The organism is Providencia lanzhouensis, assembly GCF_050469745.1.
Taxonomy (GTDB): domain Bacteria; phylum Pseudomonadota; class Gammaproteobacteria; order Enterobacterales; family Enterobacteriaceae; genus Providencia; species Providencia lanzhouensis.
Genome location: NZ_CP174123.1, coordinates 136901 through 155118, shown reverse-complemented (window position 1 = coordinate 155118; position 18218 = coordinate 136901). Strand labels below are relative to the sequence as shown.

Annotated in this window: 21 protein-coding genes; 13 read left to right on the top strand and 8 right to left on the bottom strand. The window is 40.5% G+C overall.

Annotated elements, in window-relative coordinates; genetic code table 11:
* Nucleotides 1–3: 3 nt before the first annotated feature.
* From ACIH2S_RS00685 to ACIH2S_RS00670, 4 genes are read left to right on the top strand one after another with little or no spacing between them, the layout of a single operon-like run.
* Nucleotides 4–1014 (top strand): fimbrial protein, encoded by a 1011-nt coding sequence (locus ACIH2S_RS00685; protein WP_108478648.1) that lies wholly within the window; start codon nucleotides 4–6, stop codon nucleotides 1012–1014.
* A gap of 11 nt (nucleotides 1015–1025) precedes the next feature.
* Complete coding sequence (locus tag ACIH2S_RS00680; protein ID WP_196712483.1) at nucleotides 1026–1556, top strand: spore coat protein U domain-containing protein; 531 nt, start codon at nucleotides 1026–1028, stop codon at nucleotides 1554–1556.
* Between the two features lie 11 nt (nucleotides 1557–1567).
* The gene (locus ACIH2S_RS00675) at nucleotides 1568–2116 is read left to right on the top strand and encodes a hypothetical protein (protein ID WP_036950378.1); all 549 of its coding nucleotides are present in this window, start codon (nucleotides 1568–1570) and stop codon (nucleotides 2114–2116) included.
* 13 nt (nucleotides 2117–2129) lie between these two features.
* Entirely contained in the window at nucleotides 2130–2666 is a 537-nt protein-coding gene (locus ACIH2S_RS00670; RefSeq protein WP_108478647.1) for a fimbrial protein, read from the top strand.
* Between the two features lie 6 nt (nucleotides 2667–2672).
* Here the strand turns inward: ACIH2S_RS00670 and ACIH2S_RS00665 are convergent, their stop codons facing one another.
* From ACIH2S_RS00665 to ACIH2S_RS00635, 7 genes are all read right to left on the bottom strand, one after another.
* Complete coding sequence (locus tag ACIH2S_RS00665) at nucleotides 2673–3350, bottom strand: fimbrial protein (protein WP_108478646.1); 678 nt, start codon at nucleotides 3348–3350, stop codon at nucleotides 2673–2675.
* A gap of 69 nt (nucleotides 3351–3419) precedes the next feature.
* Complete coding sequence (locus ACIH2S_RS00660; protein ID WP_430248551.1) at nucleotides 3420–5057, bottom strand: fimbrial protein; 1638 nt, start codon at nucleotides 5055–5057, stop codon at nucleotides 3420–3422.
* Entirely contained in the window at nucleotides 5044–7539 is a 2496-nt protein-coding gene (locus ACIH2S_RS00655) for a TcfC E-set like domain-containing protein (protein ID WP_430247921.1), read from the bottom strand. Before ACIH2S_RS00655 ends, ACIH2S_RS00660 begins: the two co-directional genes overlap by 14 nt.
* Before the next feature lie 19 nt (nucleotides 7540–7558).
* The gene (locus tag ACIH2S_RS00650; protein WP_132496815.1) at nucleotides 7559–8242 is read right to left on the bottom strand and encodes a hypothetical protein; all 684 of its coding nucleotides are present in this window, start codon (nucleotides 8240–8242) and stop codon (nucleotides 7559–7561) included.
* A 95-nt stretch (nucleotides 8243–8337) separates the two neighbouring features.
* The gene (ecpA, locus tag ACIH2S_RS00645; protein WP_108478643.1) at nucleotides 8338–8946 is read right to left on the bottom strand and encodes a common pilus major fimbrillin subunit EcpA; all 609 of its coding nucleotides are present in this window, start codon (nucleotides 8944–8946) and stop codon (nucleotides 8338–8340) included.
* A 163-nt stretch (nucleotides 8947–9109) separates the two neighbouring features.
* Entirely contained in the window at nucleotides 9110–9430 is a 321-nt protein-coding gene (locus ACIH2S_RS00640) for a helix-turn-helix domain-containing protein (RefSeq protein ID WP_211887029.1), read from the bottom strand.
* A 732-nt stretch (nucleotides 9431–10162) separates the two neighbouring features.
* Entirely contained in the window at nucleotides 10163–10645 is a 483-nt protein-coding gene (locus ACIH2S_RS00635; RefSeq protein WP_181477794.1) for a cold-shock protein, read from the bottom strand.
* 159 nt (nucleotides 10646–10804) lie between these two features.
* Here ACIH2S_RS00635 and ACIH2S_RS00630 point away from each other — a divergent pair, with 159 nt between their 5' ends.
* Nucleotides 10805–11503, top strand: coding sequence for an RluA family pseudouridine synthase (locus ACIH2S_RS00630; RefSeq protein WP_108478642.1), 699 nt, complete (start codon nucleotides 10805–10807; stop codon nucleotides 11501–11503).
* A 4-nt stretch (nucleotides 11504–11507) separates the two neighbouring features.
* Here the strand turns inward: ACIH2S_RS00630 and ACIH2S_RS00625 are convergent, their stop codons facing one another.
* Complete coding sequence (locus ACIH2S_RS00625; RefSeq protein WP_036950360.1) at nucleotides 11508–12047, bottom strand: DUF2058 domain-containing protein; 540 nt, start codon at nucleotides 12045–12047, stop codon at nucleotides 11508–11510.
* A 618-nt stretch (nucleotides 12048–12665) separates the two neighbouring features.
* Here ACIH2S_RS00625 and ACIH2S_RS00620 point away from each other — a divergent pair.
* The 8 genes from ACIH2S_RS00620 (at nucleotide 12666) to ACIH2S_RS00585 (ending at nucleotide 18170) form a co-directional block, all read left to right on the top strand.
* A complete protein-coding gene (locus ACIH2S_RS00620) occupies nucleotides 12666–13127 on the top strand; it encodes a helix-turn-helix domain-containing protein (RefSeq protein WP_230082482.1) in 462 nt (153 codons plus the stop codon).
* Nucleotides 13128–13507: 380 nt separating this feature from the next.
* Complete coding sequence (locus ACIH2S_RS00615; RefSeq protein WP_036983819.1) at nucleotides 13508–14047, top strand: hypothetical protein; 540 nt, start codon at nucleotides 13508–13510, stop codon at nucleotides 14045–14047.
* 84 nt (nucleotides 14048–14131) lie between these two features.
* Nucleotides 14132–14857: a fimbrial biogenesis chaperone gene (locus ACIH2S_RS00610; protein WP_108479733.1), complete on the top strand. Its 726-nt coding sequence runs from the start codon at nucleotides 14132–14134 to the stop codon at nucleotides 14855–14857.
* 43 nt (nucleotides 14858–14900) lie between these two features.
* Nucleotides 14901–15392 carry a fimbrial protein gene (locus ACIH2S_RS00605; protein ID WP_430247916.1) on the top strand — a complete coding sequence of 164 codons (492 nt, stop codon included), beginning with the start codon at nucleotides 14901–14903 and terminating at the stop codon, nucleotides 15390–15392.
* 22 nt (nucleotides 15393–15414) lie between these two features.
* On the top strand, nucleotides 15415–15996 hold the full coding sequence (locus tag ACIH2S_RS00600; protein ID WP_108479724.1) for a fimbrial protein: 582 nt from the start codon (nucleotides 15415–15417) through the stop codon (nucleotides 15994–15996).
* Between the two features lie 21 nt (nucleotides 15997–16017).
* On the top strand, nucleotides 16018–16596 hold the full coding sequence (locus ACIH2S_RS00595) for a fimbrial protein (protein WP_108479723.1): 579 nt from the start codon (nucleotides 16018–16020) through the stop codon (nucleotides 16594–16596).
* A gap of 13 nt (nucleotides 16597–16609) precedes the next feature.
* Nucleotides 16610–17377, top strand: coding sequence for a fimbrial biogenesis chaperone (locus ACIH2S_RS00590; RefSeq protein WP_430247913.1), 768 nt, complete (start codon nucleotides 16610–16612; stop codon nucleotides 17375–17377).
* Nucleotides 17364–18170 (top strand): fimbrial biogenesis chaperone, encoded by an 807-nt coding sequence (locus tag ACIH2S_RS00585; RefSeq protein WP_430247912.1) that lies wholly within the window; start codon nucleotides 17364–17366, stop codon nucleotides 18168–18170. The genes ACIH2S_RS00590 and ACIH2S_RS00585 overlap by 14 nt, the downstream gene beginning before the upstream one ends.
* Nucleotides 18171–18218 lie beyond the last annotated feature (48 nt).

Here is an 18218-nt window from a genome sequence, read left to right as displayed (position 1 = left end):
ATCATGGCAAAAAAAGGGTTTTACCTTGGAATATTGATGCTTTTTTTCGCGTTAGATGCCTCTGCGGCAAGATGCCGAAATATATCCATCAAATATTCATTTCCAGCACAAATCGACGTGACGAACAAAAAAGTTGGCGATCAACTCTATACTTTTGGCGCCCCTGGTGTCCCATTAACTTTAGCAGGGCAATGCTTACGTGCTTCAAGTGGTGCAGGGAATACGACAGGTAACTTTATTTATATTGTTGATAAATATGGCGCATCACCAAATGATTGCCCAAATGGTGGAACCGTCGATAAAACCTCATCCGATGGCATTTTAAGATTTCGATCAACAGGAAGCTGTAGTAACAGTGCTTGGATACTGGTTTTAGACTACAAAACCAGTGGAACGGGCTATACCAATTTAGCCAATGCTGGCGGAGGAACAGACTCCGGTACCGTTTACTTACAGAAAAAACCCCCTGTTGGAAAAACGGTTGTAAACCCTACTTACATGTTAACCAGAAAATTCTATTCACGAATTGGTAATAACAGCCGTACGTTAATGACAGAGAGTGTCGCGTTCAGTGCCCCAACATCGATGACCCTCGTCAATAACGCATCATGTGCGGTCTCAGTCAACGATGTGGATTTTGGCAACCAAACTGCAAGTTCAGTTAACGCAAAATCTGTTGCCGGTAAAACCATCAACGTCGCATTTACCTGTAATGCGGTGCTACCCGCCTATACCTTAAGTTTTTCAGGGAAGGATGGTGTCAACAATGCTGCGAATGGAATTATCAATGTGAAAAGTAATCCATCCGTTGGTTATCAATTCACATGGGGTAATAGTGCATTTAAACCTGTAAATAGTGCCGTCGTTATCAATGGCGCGGCTATGGCACCAAATACCAAGCCAACAACAGCAAATTTCACGATTCCAATTACCGTCAAACCCGTTCCGTTAACAACTCAAACGGCAGTGGGGGCAGCTAATACCGCCTTGACCATTAATGTAAAACTAAACTAACAGGATTTTTTATGATCAAGAGATCTCTCTTCCTTTGTACTGCATCGTTATTTTCTATTTATGCTAATGCAACAAGCTTTGCGACCAACGTAACAGGCGGGACAGTCACCTCGAATATTAAGATGACGGTCAAGGCTTCTTGTGCCGCTTCAGTAGCAGATATCGACTTTGGCGAGCAATCTGTCAGTGACATTAAAAATGGCAAAGTGGTTGAAAAACCGATGACGATTGCAATCACTTGTGATGCAACTTTAGCATCTTATACGATGGCATTAACCTCGGCTGATGGCGTTGATGCCACAAAAAGTATTTTGAAGACCAAACAAAATACCACTATAGGTTATCAGTTGACATGGAAGACCGCTGAAATGGCTGCCATCAATACTCCCGTTTTGGTTGATGGCGTTGCAAAAGCCCCTGTCACGAAACCCACAACACCTAACGTATCCATTCCTATTAACGTAAAACCCGTTTTACTTGGTACGACGGGTTCACCTGGAGCCGCCAGTACAGCATTAAATATTAAGTTAACATTCAACTAGTTGAGGTGACTATGCGCAAATCTATTTTGCTCATCAGCGTATTGATTTTTACACATATCAATAGCTATGGAGCACTCACCAAACAATCATCCATGGTTGGTCAAGAGCTGGCATCGCAAATTAGGATGAGTGTGAAAATTGCCACTTGCCTGCCAGCAACGATCGATAATATTGCTTTTGGTGCATTAGATAGCGCAACTGTTTTATCTGGCGAAATAGAGGGGCATACCACACTATCATTAGATTGCTCAGGAACCATAGTTCCACAACGTGTTTCACTCTTATTTGAACCCGCTACCCCTCATTTAACCATGGGGGCATCTGGCTATATTGGTTCTGTTAACAACACTCTTGGTTATTTAGTCGCATGGGAAGATAGCCAAGTTGGAGACCTTGGCACAGGTGTGCCGATGGGAAAAGAGCTTTTACTTAAAAAACCCACCGCCTCATTAATGAAAGTGAAACTGAAAGTAAAACCTATTGCACTACCCATTGGCAGCAATAGCGTGACTCTAGGCAGTGGGAGCACCCACATTACAATCAAAATAAAATACCTTTAATGTGAGCGAATTGATGAATAAAACACTTCCCTTCTGCTTTCTTTTCATGCTGATGAGTGGCTACCCTTTGCATACCGTTGCCGATGAAATTTTACCCGACACGGTTCTGAGCATCTCGCTAGATATCGTCAATATCACTTGCGATATTAATGATGGGAAAGGCTTCAATAAAATTGTCGATTTCGATGTGATCAATGAAACCGATTTACTTGCAGGAAAACAACCTGCTGTAAAAACGCAATTTATTGTGGATTGCAATAAAAGTGGCTTTAAGCCTAATAACATAGATATTAAAGTTTATCCTGGTGCTCAAGGGGCTCTTAATAATGGTGTTGGTGGTGAGTTGAAAACCAACTTATCTGGTGTTGGAATTTATTTATCTTGGATGGATAAGAGTCCTATTGATTTATCTGGAAAAAACCAACGATTCAGTGCTAATGGTAATAACCAATTTGATATTAGCTTTTTTGCCAAGCCATATGCTCAATCACCAAGTGTCGAAAAAGGTATCATGAAAAGCAGCGTTATTATTAGTGCGCTCTACAAATAATAACGATTACTCACAGTTACCTACGGCGTAATATTTATCAAAAATCACAATGTACTTGCGACTTTTCTTGGTTAAACGTGCATCTTGATACGTTTGATTAGGTAGCAAGTAAAGGACGTAAGGCTCAGTATCATCCTCTGCATCACAATTGTTATGCAAAAGCACTCTAAAGTAGGTATTCCCCGTGTTTTTCAAAATGCCTGCATTTTGGTCGAGCGTATATTTAAAATCAGGCTGTTTGGGTCTCACGACGAAGTACGTTTCTAAACTGACCGTTGGGTAAAACAGCGGCTGTTTACGTTCCTCATGATCATTTTGCATTTCAAGCGGCGTTTCACTAATGATGATTTTGTAATAGCGCTCTTGGTTATCAGCGGTTCCGCGATAAAAAATTTTAAAGAATTCCTGCTCTCCTGGTAATAAAATTTTCTTCAGTGGGGTAAAGATAATTTCCCCATTATGAATGGCTCGCCCTTGTTCATGGCTGCCCGGTTTATCAATTTGATACGCGCTAAAATTATATAAATTGGTCTTTTTCGTATCGTTAATATAGGGCTTAGAAAAAAATTCTTTATCGGAATCCATCGAAGAGATATCCGAATTAATGTAAAGCGCATGAACGCTAGCATTAAACGAAAACAGTGTGCATAGTAATAAGAATTTCAGCAAAGAATTGAGTTTCATAATTAACCTGTTAGCGCTGAAGAAAAAGGCAACTGCATACTGAATGAGTCGCCTAAAAAATGAATTAATTTATTGAATATCGGGCCCTGTCCAGATGGCTTTTACTGTCACCGTTCCGCTTGCTGAGACTGTCCCTAGCCAATCAATGCCATCTAACGTGAAGAAAGAATTCGCCTCATTCATTGGGAATAGCAGGTCTAAATTGGTGCGATAAAAGGAACCTAAATCTTCATTTGGTCTTGCCCACGGCGTCTCTTCCCATAGCGCATTTTTGAGGGAAATTTCATTGCTATCGCAACTGGCTCGGTAAGACTCTAAGCTTCCCGTGTGATTTTTAAATGACAAATACGCTGAAAATGGCACTTTGAATTTGTCATCATTTGAGCTAAATAAGCAGTACGATTGCCCTTTTAGCGTGGTGCTTGGACCTTCCACTTTGGCGGTGATTGAATCTGCCTGCCTTGGTCCGCTGGTCGTCACAATATAATTAAATTCAATTGGCGGCTCTTCATTACCCACTTTCCCGGTTTTCGATTGATTCGGGTTAAAGTCGGCAGGGATAATACTGATCCCATAATCTCGAGGTTTAAGAATAATAGTATTAGACGGTGTGAACTCATAATACCCAGATTGAGGTACCGCTGAGTTAGTAAATGAAAACGTAAAAAACTCTTGGCTATTTTTAAAATCAACATTCGACGACACAAGTTGCTTCAAAAATGTATTAGATAAAAATATCGATACATTCTTATTGTTGCCTTTAAAATAATAGCTCGCCGGATAAGTTGTATTGTAATAATACCAACTATTACTCCCGTCATCAGGACCAATCAATATCGTGTTAGCCGCAGGTACAAACGGAATCAATGTATTATTAATTTTTAAACTCAACATAATATTGGCGAATATCTCTCCCTTTGTCTCATGGTCGACAACTTGACAGATGATCCCATTTTGACTTAATACGATACCAACTCGGCAAAATTGAGAGCCTAATCCTAAGGTTGGATTTCCATTACTATCTATAAAAATCTCTTGCAGCGCTCCCGTTGAAGTCAGCTTGATATGCCCAGATTTAGTAATATTGAATTCATGGGATGCAATAATCTGCCCACCTACACTTTGGCAAGTCTCACCTTTGCTTGGGTTATAATCTGTTTTTGTCATGCAAGATCTATAACTATAACTTTCGACGGTTCCCACAGGTAATTTAAGGAAATATTGGTAAGCAGAGTCGCTGAAGATCCCTCTCGCATAGTAAGATTCCCCATTAATATTACTTTGCACTATCTTGTATGCACCATCTTTCCCAAGGTATTGCGCAGGCCAATAACCACTGTCGTCATTGCAATATCCCCGCATACACCGATTCCCAGTAAATGGTCTATCTATTTGAGAATTTTCTAACCAGATATCAACAAATTGGTTTGCTTGAATGGCTGTATTCACATACCCCATATAGCCCAAACTAAGCTGTAGCGATTTTGAGTAACGTGTATATTTGTTAGCCCCCGAAAAACGTGGATCCGTTGTTCTTGGTGTAATGAAATATTCGTCATCAACATTATTTTCAATAAAAACATAGCTGTTAGTCACAGTGACAGCGTGCGTTGCCGCGCTTAATAAAAAATTCAAAATAAAAGGAGCAATTATGAATATAAGAAATCTATTTCTCTTCATCGTTAAATTCTCATTATCTTTTCGCATAACTAGATTGCGGCTCACAAGTCACCTCACCGACCCATAAAGCACCGCGTGCGCCTTGTAGGTTTAAATCGGCTTCGCAGATCGTTTTCTCATCTTCTTGCAATAACGAAATTACGGGATAGCGCACATCAACGTCCATGGAGAACTCCCCATTTTTATCGGTTTTTGTTCGCCCTATATGGTTACGAATCGAGGCATATTTTATGTATTCACCATCCGGTGATTTAAGCCGTCCAAACACCGTGACCAACTGACGAACTTCGGGTTGATAAAACGCGATATTGCCGGGATACAGCGTGACGGATTTATTGCGTCCAGAGACAATGTCAAAACTGTCTTTTGACTTCCCGTCGTTCATTAACTGGATGTCGTAATCTGAATACGGTGACAATGGAATAAAGGTATTTTTTCCGCTAATTGGGTAATTTTGCCCATTCACTTTTGCCACCATGCTACCGGCGCCTTGAATCTCAGAATTAATAATGACCCCTGATTTTCCTTGGTTGCCGCTTGGTGTGATCATCCCATTGCTGTAAGCCACCGATCCGCGAGAGGTTAAGTTACCATTCAGTCGGTCGCTATCCGGTCGGTTAATCGTGACGGTACCCGAGTTATATTTCATGTCATAAGAGGCGTAGGCCAGCGTCGAAAAATCCGAAGCGCCATTATCTTTATCACGCACTAACTTAGAGACTGAAATTCCCGCATTGGTAATCGGTGAATTTTCAAAACTTTTGTTGGCATAAATATTGGCTTTCATATTACCGTTCGTGGAAGAAACGCCCGTGCTTAACCACGTAGACAGCGGTAATGAGAAGTCCAGATTCACATATTTTTCGTTGGTACTGTTTTGATTATCATAGTGATAACGCTGTACACCGGCTCTGAGCCCAACCGTTCCATAGCGCCCAGAAAATAGCGTATTTGCATATTCGTAGTTAATTGAATCACTGCCTACGCGACGGTCTTTGGTATTACTGATCGTGAATGAACCCGTCCTATCAATAATCTTGTCGAAGTTAACTGTTGCGCCATAGGAATAGTTATCCGCATCGTAAAGCGGCAAATCCCCTTCGATCACCGTTCGCTCTCGTGATGCCCAAAAAGAACCATAACCGTCAGGAATACTGACAGAAATTGTACCAATGTTGCGATGGCTGCCGTGGTTTTCCAGCATGCCCTGCCAAGAGACTGAGATGTAGTTATTAATCGATGCGTTAATGCTCGTTTCTTGAACTAGGAATTTATCAAAACCATAGTTTGACATCTGGAAGCGTATCCCCGACAGCACAGGGAAGTTATAGGCGAATGACGCTCCCGCTAAATAACTTTTCTCTGGAGCTTGGCTATGGCGACCTTCTCCACGGGCATAATTTCTTTTATCGAAATCAACATAGCCCCCGTACATTTCCCAATTCAGTTTGTCGAAGTTTCCTCCGATTGCCCCTAAGGATTTATTAATTGTCTGGTTTTGAGTGGTGACCACTTTCCCATCGACAACCGTTTCGATAGTGACATCATAAATACCAAAAGGCAGCATACTGGTATCAACTTCAAAGTTACCCATTGGGAAGTTTTGGATATTAAGAAGCTTACCTTGACGATAAATACGAACTTCGCCAGGGCTATTTAAGAAGGCATAAATAGGGGTCAGTGACTGCTGTTTATTGTTGACGACACTCTCGGAGTTATTCCCGATAGTGACCGCATAAATTTTGCTACTGCTCAACGCAGTTAAGCTCGCAATGGATTGTAAATTCCACGTACTCATTAAACCCAATGCGACACGCAGCCCATTAAAGTCACGCTCATACATCGCTCGGTATAATTCAACACTTGCATTGGATTTACCGATGCTATACGCCGATGCATTGATATTAAAATGGTGTTCTGCTGCGGCAAATAACGCGTCTAAATTGAAATAGCTACTGGAGCTATTTTTTGCATTTTTTACCTGACTTTGGAATACACCTAAATCATAGTTTGCCACTGCCGAAAGTGAATTAACGGATGAATCACCTAATACAGAATGCCTTGCGTGAGTTTTCGGTGCAAATGCAGCTTTATCAACATCTAATGATAAATTGAATGATGAAATATTTAATTTCAGCACTGCATTATTGTCGATAACAATACCATTGTTATCATCAAAAATGGCATCTTGTTTATTTTCAATTTTATCAACCAGCAAGCTATTCAGTTGCGGACCTTGCGTACTGTCAATGAGGTGAATACTGGATAATTTAATTTTACCTTGGTCAATGACAATAACTGCATCCGCGATTTTATCTTCGCTTTGGTTGTTTTTAGCATCATCACTTAATCGTAGAAAAACAGGCACAGACATTCCTTCTTCCAATGCACTCACAAATGCCGGAGGAATAATGTAACCACCAATTTTAATACTCTTCATCTCACTAGCATGAATGGTGTTTGAAAAAAAAATGCTTAATATTGATAAAGCAATAACACTCTTACGCATGATTAAAGTCCGTTATTAATTATTTGACGACAATGAAATCTCCTTTGTGCCAAATACCTACGCTAGATTTTTTATTATTAAGATCGACAAACTGTAGTTTCACAGCTAAATGTGGCATGAGGTAATAACGTTCACGACAAATACCATCCACGCTATATTTTTGTTTTTCAGGTAAACATGGCCCTGATGCCACCACACGAAATGAACTATTCCCTATATTGGAAACTTGAGAGTTTGCATATTGGTAATTAAATTTTTCAATTCTTGGTGCAACAACCAAGATGGTACTAATGGTTGCTGACGTTGTCGCTGAGGCAGATTTTGCACTTTTTGTTACACCGCTTTCACCAATAGGGTCATCTTTCCAATTTAATCGGTAATAACGTTCTTTATCGTCTTTGGGACCTTGATAAATAATTTTAAAAACATCTTTTGCTTGCCCCGGCAAAATAAGATTAGCGGGGGTTGATAATATTTCGTTCGGATCCGTAACGGGAATGACTTTTCCATTCTCAAGTGGCGAGTCTATTTTCTCGATAGTTAAATTAACGAGCCTTGCCGTATTAACTGTATTTTCAATTTCTTTTGCTAATGAGTCTTCATCTGACGATATGATTTCAGTAATATTACCTACATTAACCGCCAAGCTCATTTTTATTGGGAGAATAGATAATAAAGCTAATGCTAGTGTTATTTTTTTCATAATTATTAATTTTAAAAAAGATAACGATAAAGATAATATTTCCCTATAGTATCTTTATCGTGAAAATTAGTTATTCACTAAGCGTAAATAATCAATTAAGGAGCTGGTGTGAAAGTACCATCCCAAGTTGCAGTGAACTGAACTTTAACATCACCATCCCATGAACCGTCGGTCAGTGCTTTGAAGTCTGTCGCTGCACCAGCCGCTTCCGCGCTAGCGATAACGAAGGTGAACTCACCACGGTCAGTTGCACGCTCTGAACCATTGTAGATACCATCTGCAGCTAAGTTATCTAAACCTGATGTTAAGCCTTTTGAAGTATCGATTAACACAGTGTCAGTCGTTTTATTCAGATCTTCACCATTCCATTTAACGCCAACAGTTAATTTAGAATCATCTGTTGTTCTCGCTAAAGTGTTAGAAATGATTTTTGATGCTAATTTAAAATCTGTTGCACCTGATTGACCTTGAATAGCGATATCAAATGCGCCATTTTGTTGGTTAAAGCTTTTCTGACCTTCTGCATAGTTAAATGTTAAGCTTTTTAATGGCGTAACAACCAGCATACTTGTCGTATCTTTAATTGCGGTCGCTTGCCATGTTGCTGTCGCTTGAGCAGTACGCGTGTCAGCATTAGCAACTGTAGCAAAGGAAGCAGCAATAATTGTTGATAGCAAAACAGATGCCATTTTTTTATTTAACATGTTGTTCTCTCTATTTAATATCCATGAAGAAAAATTTAATTGCATAGCATAAAAAACACATTCATTGTGTGTTTTATAAAAAACAATCGAATTTCCAAGAGAATATGCTTAATAAAATAACCAGAATTAACTGATTATTTTATTTCTAATTTAAGAGGAAAAATTAGCAGTTATTTATGATGGTTTTTGTTGAGTAATTTCCCCAGGAAGTATATTTACTCGCACTTCCTTTATTACCCATTCTTTTTTCAGAGTCAGTATCTTTTTCGACATATTTAATGACATCGACCCATCGTTTATCTAGAATATTTAAAAAAACATCTAGCTGATCTAAAGTAATCGCAGTGATTCCCATTTCATATCTTGATATCTGTTGCTGGCTGATTCCTATTAATTTCGCCAGTTGCTTTCCCGTCATGTTCTTTTCTTTACGTGATTTTCTTAAAAAAGCTCCCACCTGACCACTAATTATATTAGATTTCATTAACCACACTCCAATATAAAGAAACAATTTATTTAATTTCCATTAATAATAAATACATTAAAATAAGAGTAAAAACGTTTATACCGATCGAACAAGATTATTTTGATAGGTACCACCTATCAAATAGTAATTTATTGATCGTCGGGCTTTATTAAGATACAACGAGTGCGAGTACACCTAATATGATAAGTAGAATTAACTAACTGATATATATTAAATAAAGCGTTGTTCAATTTATTTAATATATTTTTTATTTTTTTAAAATAAAATTTACGTGGGAGGAGTAAAATCCTATAAAAACGAGATAAAATACATCATTTATTACAACAAATTACAATTTGAAACAGCTAAATTGTTTTTTGCAAAATAAAAAACTCATGAGATGAGTAATATACCAATATAAAAATATATTTCTACAGCTTAATTCGTTATTCCGCAATAATTTTCATTTAGATTACCAACTTAACAACAACCAACTCGCATCATAATATTTACAATCCAGATTGTATGCCATAAAGGCGCTATAAATTGGACGTATCAGAATGCAGTTCGCGCATATATTAATACATCTTGCTTAATATGTAGCGTTTGCTTATTAAAAATATTCTCTTTTTAGATCATTTGTTGATCTTTTATTCAAATTTAGGAAAGGGTATCGCAAATAGTGCTGGAAAAGCATTGCCTCTAAATGAGAGGCAATGGAGTTGGAGGATTTTTTAGTTCAGTCGAAAGCTATTTAACACCTTTAAGCTGTTTCATGGTTTCATCCACGTCAATCTCATCTTCAGAGAACGTTAATGTTGTTCCATGCTGGGTTTCAATAATTAGCTTTTTCAGTGCTCGAGTTGCCCCCGGCTTAATATTCGTTTTAGGTTTAATGCTGTTCATTAATGCACCAATCGATAACACGGTATTTTCTTTATCAATACGTGTATCTGCCGGAACATCTTCATAATAGATACGGAATGATTTGATAGCCGTCAGCTTAATGCGCTCACCAGCAATATAGATATATTTGCTTTCAGGGATCACTTTAACCGCAAAGGCGGATAAACCTTTATTATTTGTGGTTGGCTCAAACGTAACCGCCGCCCCTTTTTTAATCAGTTCTGGGTTGGCAACTTTAATCACATGAAAATAACGGTTATCCCCGTTTTCATCTTTGAGAAACCCAAAACCTTTATCTTCAAACCACGTTGTGATTGTTCCGTTCATTGCCATACCACCTTCTATATTGACTCAATTTCACAGCGCGCAGTATAAAACACAATGCCTGCCCAGACTACGCCTTTAGTTTTACACACCCAATAACATTATCGTCAGATAGTGCAAAATTGGGTATTATCCATAGCCACTTTTTATCTGGATAACCTGATGTCGACGATTATTGATACCTTTATTGCGCCCCCTTGCCATGATGACATTGAAATCATTGAGCAGGATGAGCACCTTATTATTATCAATAAACCTTCAGGGCTACTGAGCCTCTCTGGAAAGAATCCACAAAATCTCGATTCAGTACATTACCGGCTCGTTCAATTGTTCCCTGAATGCACCCTAGTGCACCGCCTTGATTTTGGTACTTCTGGTGTCATGGTCGTGGCTCGCAATAAAGCCATAAATGCAGAGTTATGCCGACAGTTTAGCCAGCGAACCGTGACGAAAGCCTACAGTGCGTTACTGTGTGGGCATGTGGAAAATGATCATGGTGTGATAGATGCGCCGATAGCCAAAGATCCGGCTTTATTTCCCCGAATGTCGATTTGCGTGACTCACGGTAAACCGGCACGTTCCAATTATCAGGTAATTGAGCGGTTTTATCGTGAGCTAGACGATGGACGTAAGTTGCCACTGACGAGGGTGAAATTTATCCCAGAAACAGGACGAACCCATCAGCTGCGCATTCACAGCCAACTTTTCGGTCATCCTATTTTGGGATGCGATCTGTATGGAGGCTTACTGCTTGCAGATATTGAACCTGCGCCGAGACTGATGCTGCATGCCAGTGAATTGAATTTTATTCATCCGATAACTGGAAAATCCATTCACGCACACAGCAAAAGCCCGTTCTAAACAACTACCACATTAAATCGTCAGGAATTTTAAAATCTGCGTACGGATCGTCTTCATCCTGCTCTTCCTGACTCAAGGCGTTATTTAATACGATGCTGCTTTCATCACGTTGAGCGATTTTATCCGCCACACTCGCAGGAATAATTGCGTAAGTGCTCATTTCTGGATTGTCAGTCGCTAAACGCGCAATAGCGAGACGGCCGCTAATAAGTTGGTTTTGTGTTGTTTTATCGACGGTCACTTGCTTGATGAGGTTATTATCTGTGAAGTTAAAGCTGATATCGCCTTTCGCCACGTCAATTTTGTTCATCTCAATCAGCTGCTTCACCTGAGCTTTATACTCTTTCGTCAGTGCCGCTTGTTTTTGTTGATCGCTCAGTTGCTTATCGCGCTCAAGCTGCGCTTTTTTATTCTCTTCTACCGCTTCTCTGGCTTCTCTAGCCTGCACGCGTGATTTCTTCGCTGTGCGCTGTACTTTCGCCATTTTTTTACTGGTGACGAGTCCCGCTTGGAGCATTTGCTCTTGTAAGGTAAGTTTTGCCATGTGGGTATCTAAGCCTGTTGAATGAAATTGGAGAGATTATACCTGCAAATTCGATTTCTTTTCGGTTACTTTTGCGATTCTTGCTTGATGAGTGATGGAAACATCATGTCATCAATTCCCATCAAAAAATGTCGGTATGACCAACAATAATCTGAATTTGTTTCAACCCCATAAATAAAACCCGCGTCTTAAATGAATGTGTCATTTTCAATACATCTTAAAGTGATCTGAATCACAAACATCAACAACTTAAGTCAAATTCAATGTCATTAAATGTAATCGAAATAACATTTCGACATATTTTGTATATTTCATTTTTTGAATTCATAATTGTTACTAAGCATGTCTTGAATAATGCATAGCCTATACATCTGAATTTTATTGTTATTTTTATATTCCTCATTGTTATGCATTCATATTCTTTGATTTTTTAAAATGTAACTATGAAAATATATTTTTGACGACATATAAATCTAAAATTACCTACAAAAAAAGAATTATAATAGAATTTATCGCTACCATATTAAGCCGCATTAAGCCATATTACGAGTAAGGATATCGTAACCTTTTGTAATTTATTTATTTTAACAAACTCACATTGAGGATAATGTGTAAATCATGCTTTGGTTGGAAATATTGTCAAATTTCACCCTATTGTTTTTTACTCTTAATTTGTTTAAAAATAAAAACAGATATGTGCTTACGCATTTGTTTTATTTAATATGTTTTGAAATTGATTCTTATTTAAGGTTTATGATGAGTTTGAAAAAAATAGAGAGAATTACAGAATCATTTTCTCAAGCTATCGCAGATGAAATTGCAAGCTTAAGAAGGAAAAAATTATTATCAGGTAGACAATTAGGCTCACTCATTGGAGTTTCCCAACAACAAATTTCACGCTATGAAAATGGTATCTGTGAAATAACTTTATCTACCTTATGTCTTTTACTTCATTATTTGGGTGTATCTTTAGAATCGTTCTTCTTCTTTGTTTCTGAACGCATAGAAGCCAAGGAACCAGAGCTTTACGATGAGTTTAATTTATTATTTGAGCAACATGGCGCTCTAATTTCAAAATAAATAACAGTGAATTAATAACACTAAATTAGCGTTTAATTTAAAATCACTTAAATTAAAACTTATTATCATTCATTCTCAATTAAAAAATAATTAATTGAAATTAATGTTTTTTAATCTATAAAAAAACAATTTTAAAAACCCACTCCATATGGGTATTTTCCATTTGTTTTAATCAATGCTTCTAAAATAGCTGTATTTAAAGCTATTTATTGTTTTTTTATTAAAGAAATTAAATCAGTGAAAAATCATTGTAGATGCGCTTGCTGTTAGTTTAATGAGCGCATCTGTTTTTACTGTGAATGTGGGTAAAGATATCACCACTTTCACAGATTTCTTGAAGTATGTTTTATTTCGTTTTTTATATATAAAGGAATTTCAATATGGCTTTTAAAAAATTAGCGTTAACAACATTATTTGCTGGCGCTTCCTGTGTAAGTTTAAATGCAATGGCAGCACCTTCTGCAGAAGTGACTCTGCAAGGGATCCTGACCAACACAACCTGTGATGTCACCATTAATGGCGGTAAATCAGTCTTAAACGTAGGTGTTTTAAAAACCTCTGTGGGTGCAGGTTCAGACTTTACCGCAGTCAATGCAATGTCCTCTACAACCGTTGATATGCCAGTGACTTTAGTCGGTTGCACCAAGGGTGAAAAGGGCAACTTGATCATTCAAGGGATTACTTCCGTAGGTAACAACGAACGTAACCTCTTTGTTTCTGACGATTCGAAAACCGTTGGTTTTATGATTGAAAACGAAGCGAATAAAACTGTCACTAATGGCGAAAAAATCGCATTTGGTATTGGTGCAGAAAATACTGACGCGCAATACACCTTCAAAGTTGGTATGGCAACAACAACAGATGCACCTGAAGCAGGTTCCTACAGCGCACCCATCTTAGTGGCTTATATCGTTGACTAATTCGATTTAATTAACTCAGTCGATTGAGGTAAGGCGGGCTCCGTCTTACCTATATTCTGCCACGAAAACTATGAGGATAGACAAATGCGAAATAACCGATTTATGCAAGGGATCTGCGGTGGCTTGCTATTGCTATCAGGTTCATCGATAGCCGGGATCGCTATCGACACCACTCGAATTATCTTTTCAGAAAGTGATAACGCCACCGGAAAAAGTGTGGGGATAACCAGCTCGAATCAATCACTCACGCCTTATTTAGTCAAAGCACAAATGTTGCGTGACCCTTATGGCGAGCAAGGAGAAACCCCTTTTGTGGTGACGCCCTCCTTATTCCGCTTAGAAAAAGGGTCGACCAATCAAGTCCGTATAATGAAAAACAGTGTGGCGCTCCCGCAAGATAAAGAATCTGTTTTTTATTTTCGTACCATCGCCATGCCGACCAGCGAAAAAGGATTGAATGCCCCACAAAATCATATTGATGGTGCCGTACAAGTGTCGACGGGAAACATCATTAAGCTGTTTTATCGCCCGAATCAGTTAGGCATGACCCAGCCACAAGCCATGAAATCGCTGAAATTTTCGAGTGTAAATAATGGGGTTCAAGTGTCCAATCCGTCCCCGTACTACATCACCTTAGACAGCTTAAAAATTGCCAATAAGCCCGTTTCTCTGAGTACCAAAAAGGGAAATAACATGATTGCGCCGTTTAGCAGCATCACCTATTCCCATGTTCAACGACAAGGCTCGGTTGAATGGAAAGCCATTAATGACTATGGCGGAAAGGACGAGTTTCATGCGCAAATTCAATAAATTATGCATGTTTTTTTTCGCCATGTTACTTAACGGATGGCACATGGCACTGGCCGAAAAAACCGAGATTAGAGCGCTCATTACCGATGATGTTGGGTGTGAAATTCGCATTCCTAACTCATTGCAATTTACCCCGATGCGCACATCCGATTTTCAAGGCGCAGTGACCACCCATCAAATTAAGCCCTTGAAAGCGCAATTTATCTGTGTGGATAAAACGGGCAATCTGACCCCAAAAATTACATTACAGGGAAATACCCCCTATAACGAAAGCACGATTTTCTTGGATGGTACCCCAAATAGCACAGGGTTTATGTTACGCCTCAGTGATGGCACGCCGCTCTCCCTGAGTGATTTTTATGACACAAGCAAAGCCTTTAAACGCGGTGAACAGATTGCCTTAACGCCACTGACCAAAGAGAACCATCACCAAACCGAAGAGACTTTTCTCGTAGGGTTAGTGGGGCCCGTGGATGGGGAAGCCATTCCTGGTGAATTCTCAGCCTCATTGACGTTTAACCTTATTTTTCAGTAAGACCTAAAAATAGGAAATCATCATGACACTGACTCAAAAGTCACTCTATTCCCTGCTCATCCCCACTGCATTGTATGCGGCAAGTCTGGGGCAATCCGCGATAGCGGCAACCTCGGCCACCACTAAAATCAGTGCCAGCATTGTCGGTGGTGGCTGCCAAATTACCGCGCCCTCAACTGTTTCGATCCGTAACGGGGATCTTATTCCTGCTGAAGAGATCACCACCACCAGTGATATCAGCGAAACCTTTGACCTCACCATTCTTGGCTGTAAAGGTTACGGGTTAACCCCCTCGATAACCCTCGAAGGGGACACCGATAGTGCCTCCGGTGAAGCGCTGTTTGTGAGTCCCGGCAGCACCAGTACAGGCTATGGCATTTTATTGTCGACGGCTGGCAATACTAACTTCGAAGGTAGTGACAACCTGGCAACGGATAAAAAAATCACGGCTCTCACCACCAAAGAATGGAATAAAACCTTTGCCAGCACATTGAATGGAACCATCCCACTGAAGGCAACCGTCAGTTGTGGAACCTGTACTGCCAATAACTTACAAGGCGGCGAGTTAACCGCCTCATTAACATTTAATTTTTTCTATCACTGATTTTGAAGGCCGTTAATAACAATGATACGAAAACTGTCTTTCTTTAGCGTGATTGTAGGGTTGCTATTACCAGCCAGTGAATTACAGGCAGGCAGTGCCTCAACCACCCTCTCCTTTTCCGCCTTTTTTTATGGCGGTAGCTGCGATGTGACGGTGCCAAATACCGTCACGTATAACAATGGCGCACCACTGCCCTACGATGAAATTCTGAAAAATCCGCAACGTAGCGGATTCACGTTAACCCTCTCAGGGTGCCAGGGCTATTTTTTAACACCCAGAATTGCGGTCAAAGGGAACACGTTCACCGCAGATAACAATGAATCGCTGTATGCCGATGCATCCAGCACCGCAAAAGGCTATGGCGTCAGGCTATCCACCCCCGGAAATACGCTTTTTAATGCCAATGACAATACTGCGAAACCCGGCAATGAGGTGATCACCATCAAGACATGGCCATCGGATGGAACCAGCGATGTCGCAAGATTAAACAGCTCGCTTGATTTTACTGCTGTGCTGGCCTGCGGCACCTGCACGGCCAGTGACAATTTGCAAAACGGTGAACTTATCGCAACCGTCACGTTTAGCTTCGTATATGACTAATTGGGTAATCAGTATGTTTTCGAATCGTTTTTCTTACTCTCACACGCTTATTATTGTATTGATATGGGGTGTTTTTTCAGCCTTGGCTTCCGCTACTGAAGGCGGTTTACGCTTGGCTCAAACGCGTGTCGTGTTCGATGCGGCAAACCCAAATGCCAGAATTGCCATCAAAAATAGCAGCCCGCAGGTTTACTTAATCAAAGCCGATGTCCTCAATACGCCTGAGGGGAATGCCCACAAACCCGCGCCCCCGTTTATTGTGACCCCACCCATGTCTCGCTTAGAAAAAGAGAGCCAAAATACGCTGCTCATTGTGCGTAATGGTACCGCAGAGCTGCCGACAGACCGAGAATCCGTGTTTTATTTAAGCTTATTAGCGATCCCTTCCACCACAAAAGCGAATGCCCCCGAAGGTGAGATGACCAGTGCGCAAGTTTCGGTGGGGATCCGCAACGTTATCAAGCTGTTTTATCGCCCGAAAGGGTTACCCATGAGCGTCGAAACCGCCTCAAGCCAACTGGTTTTTCGCCAGCAAGGTCAACAGCTCGAAGTCCGTAACCCAACGCCGTATTACATCACGTTGGCGCAATTGAGCGTGGATCAGCATCCCATTGATGTACGAGAACTGGGCCCCATGATTGCGCCCTTCTCCACCCAAATTTACCCCGTCAAAGGCGGTGCTACACGTGCAGAGTGGAGAGTGATTACGGATTATGGGGATATGAGCCCCGCGTATCAGGGGAAGGTTCAATCAGGAGATATTCGCGATGAACAACATTAAGTTATTGAAGATTAAAAAACCTGCGTTGTATCGCCTGATTGGCGGGATTGCCCTATTGGCTTCACTTTTTACCCAGACTGTATGGGCAAATAACATCCAAGACCAAATTAATGGGCTGACACTGCATTCAACCCGTATTATCTACCCCCATGATGCCAAAAACGGGGTGACGTACACTATCACCAATAATACGGCGATACCGTATTTATTACAGGCACGCTTATTACCGTGGGAAGGAAATTCATCAAGCAAAACGGCGAACGAGAATACCGAAGCCGCCGATGAAAATTTGACGGCATTCATTGCTTTACCGCCGTTACAGCGCTTCGAACCGGGTGAAACACTCACATTGCGCATTCTTCAAAAACATCATTTACTCGCGCAAGATAAAGAGTCGATTGCGCAGTTGTCACTGACAGCCATCCCCGCGCAATCAAAAGAGGCGGCGGAAGGCGCGCAAATGATCCTTGCCGTACAAAATAATCTGAAGCTGTTTTATCGCCCCGCGGGATTACCGGAACATCATCTCGACAACATCGCCGAACAGCTGCAATTTCAGCGTACAAAAAACACGCTAACCCTGAAAAACCCGACGCCTTTTTATGTCACGTTAGCGTCACTGTCGGTGGGGAAGAACGCCCTGAATTTAAGTTCCTCACGCATGATCCCCCCCTTTGGGGAGGCGCAGTGGCCCCTTGATGCCAGCCATATGGGAAGCGACATTCATTGGCAGCTCATGGAAGACGATGGCGGAACCGACAAAATGAGAACACGCCAACTCTCAGCAATGTAACCACACCCGACAGATAAACACATTCACCCGATGCGCATTGGCAACGGG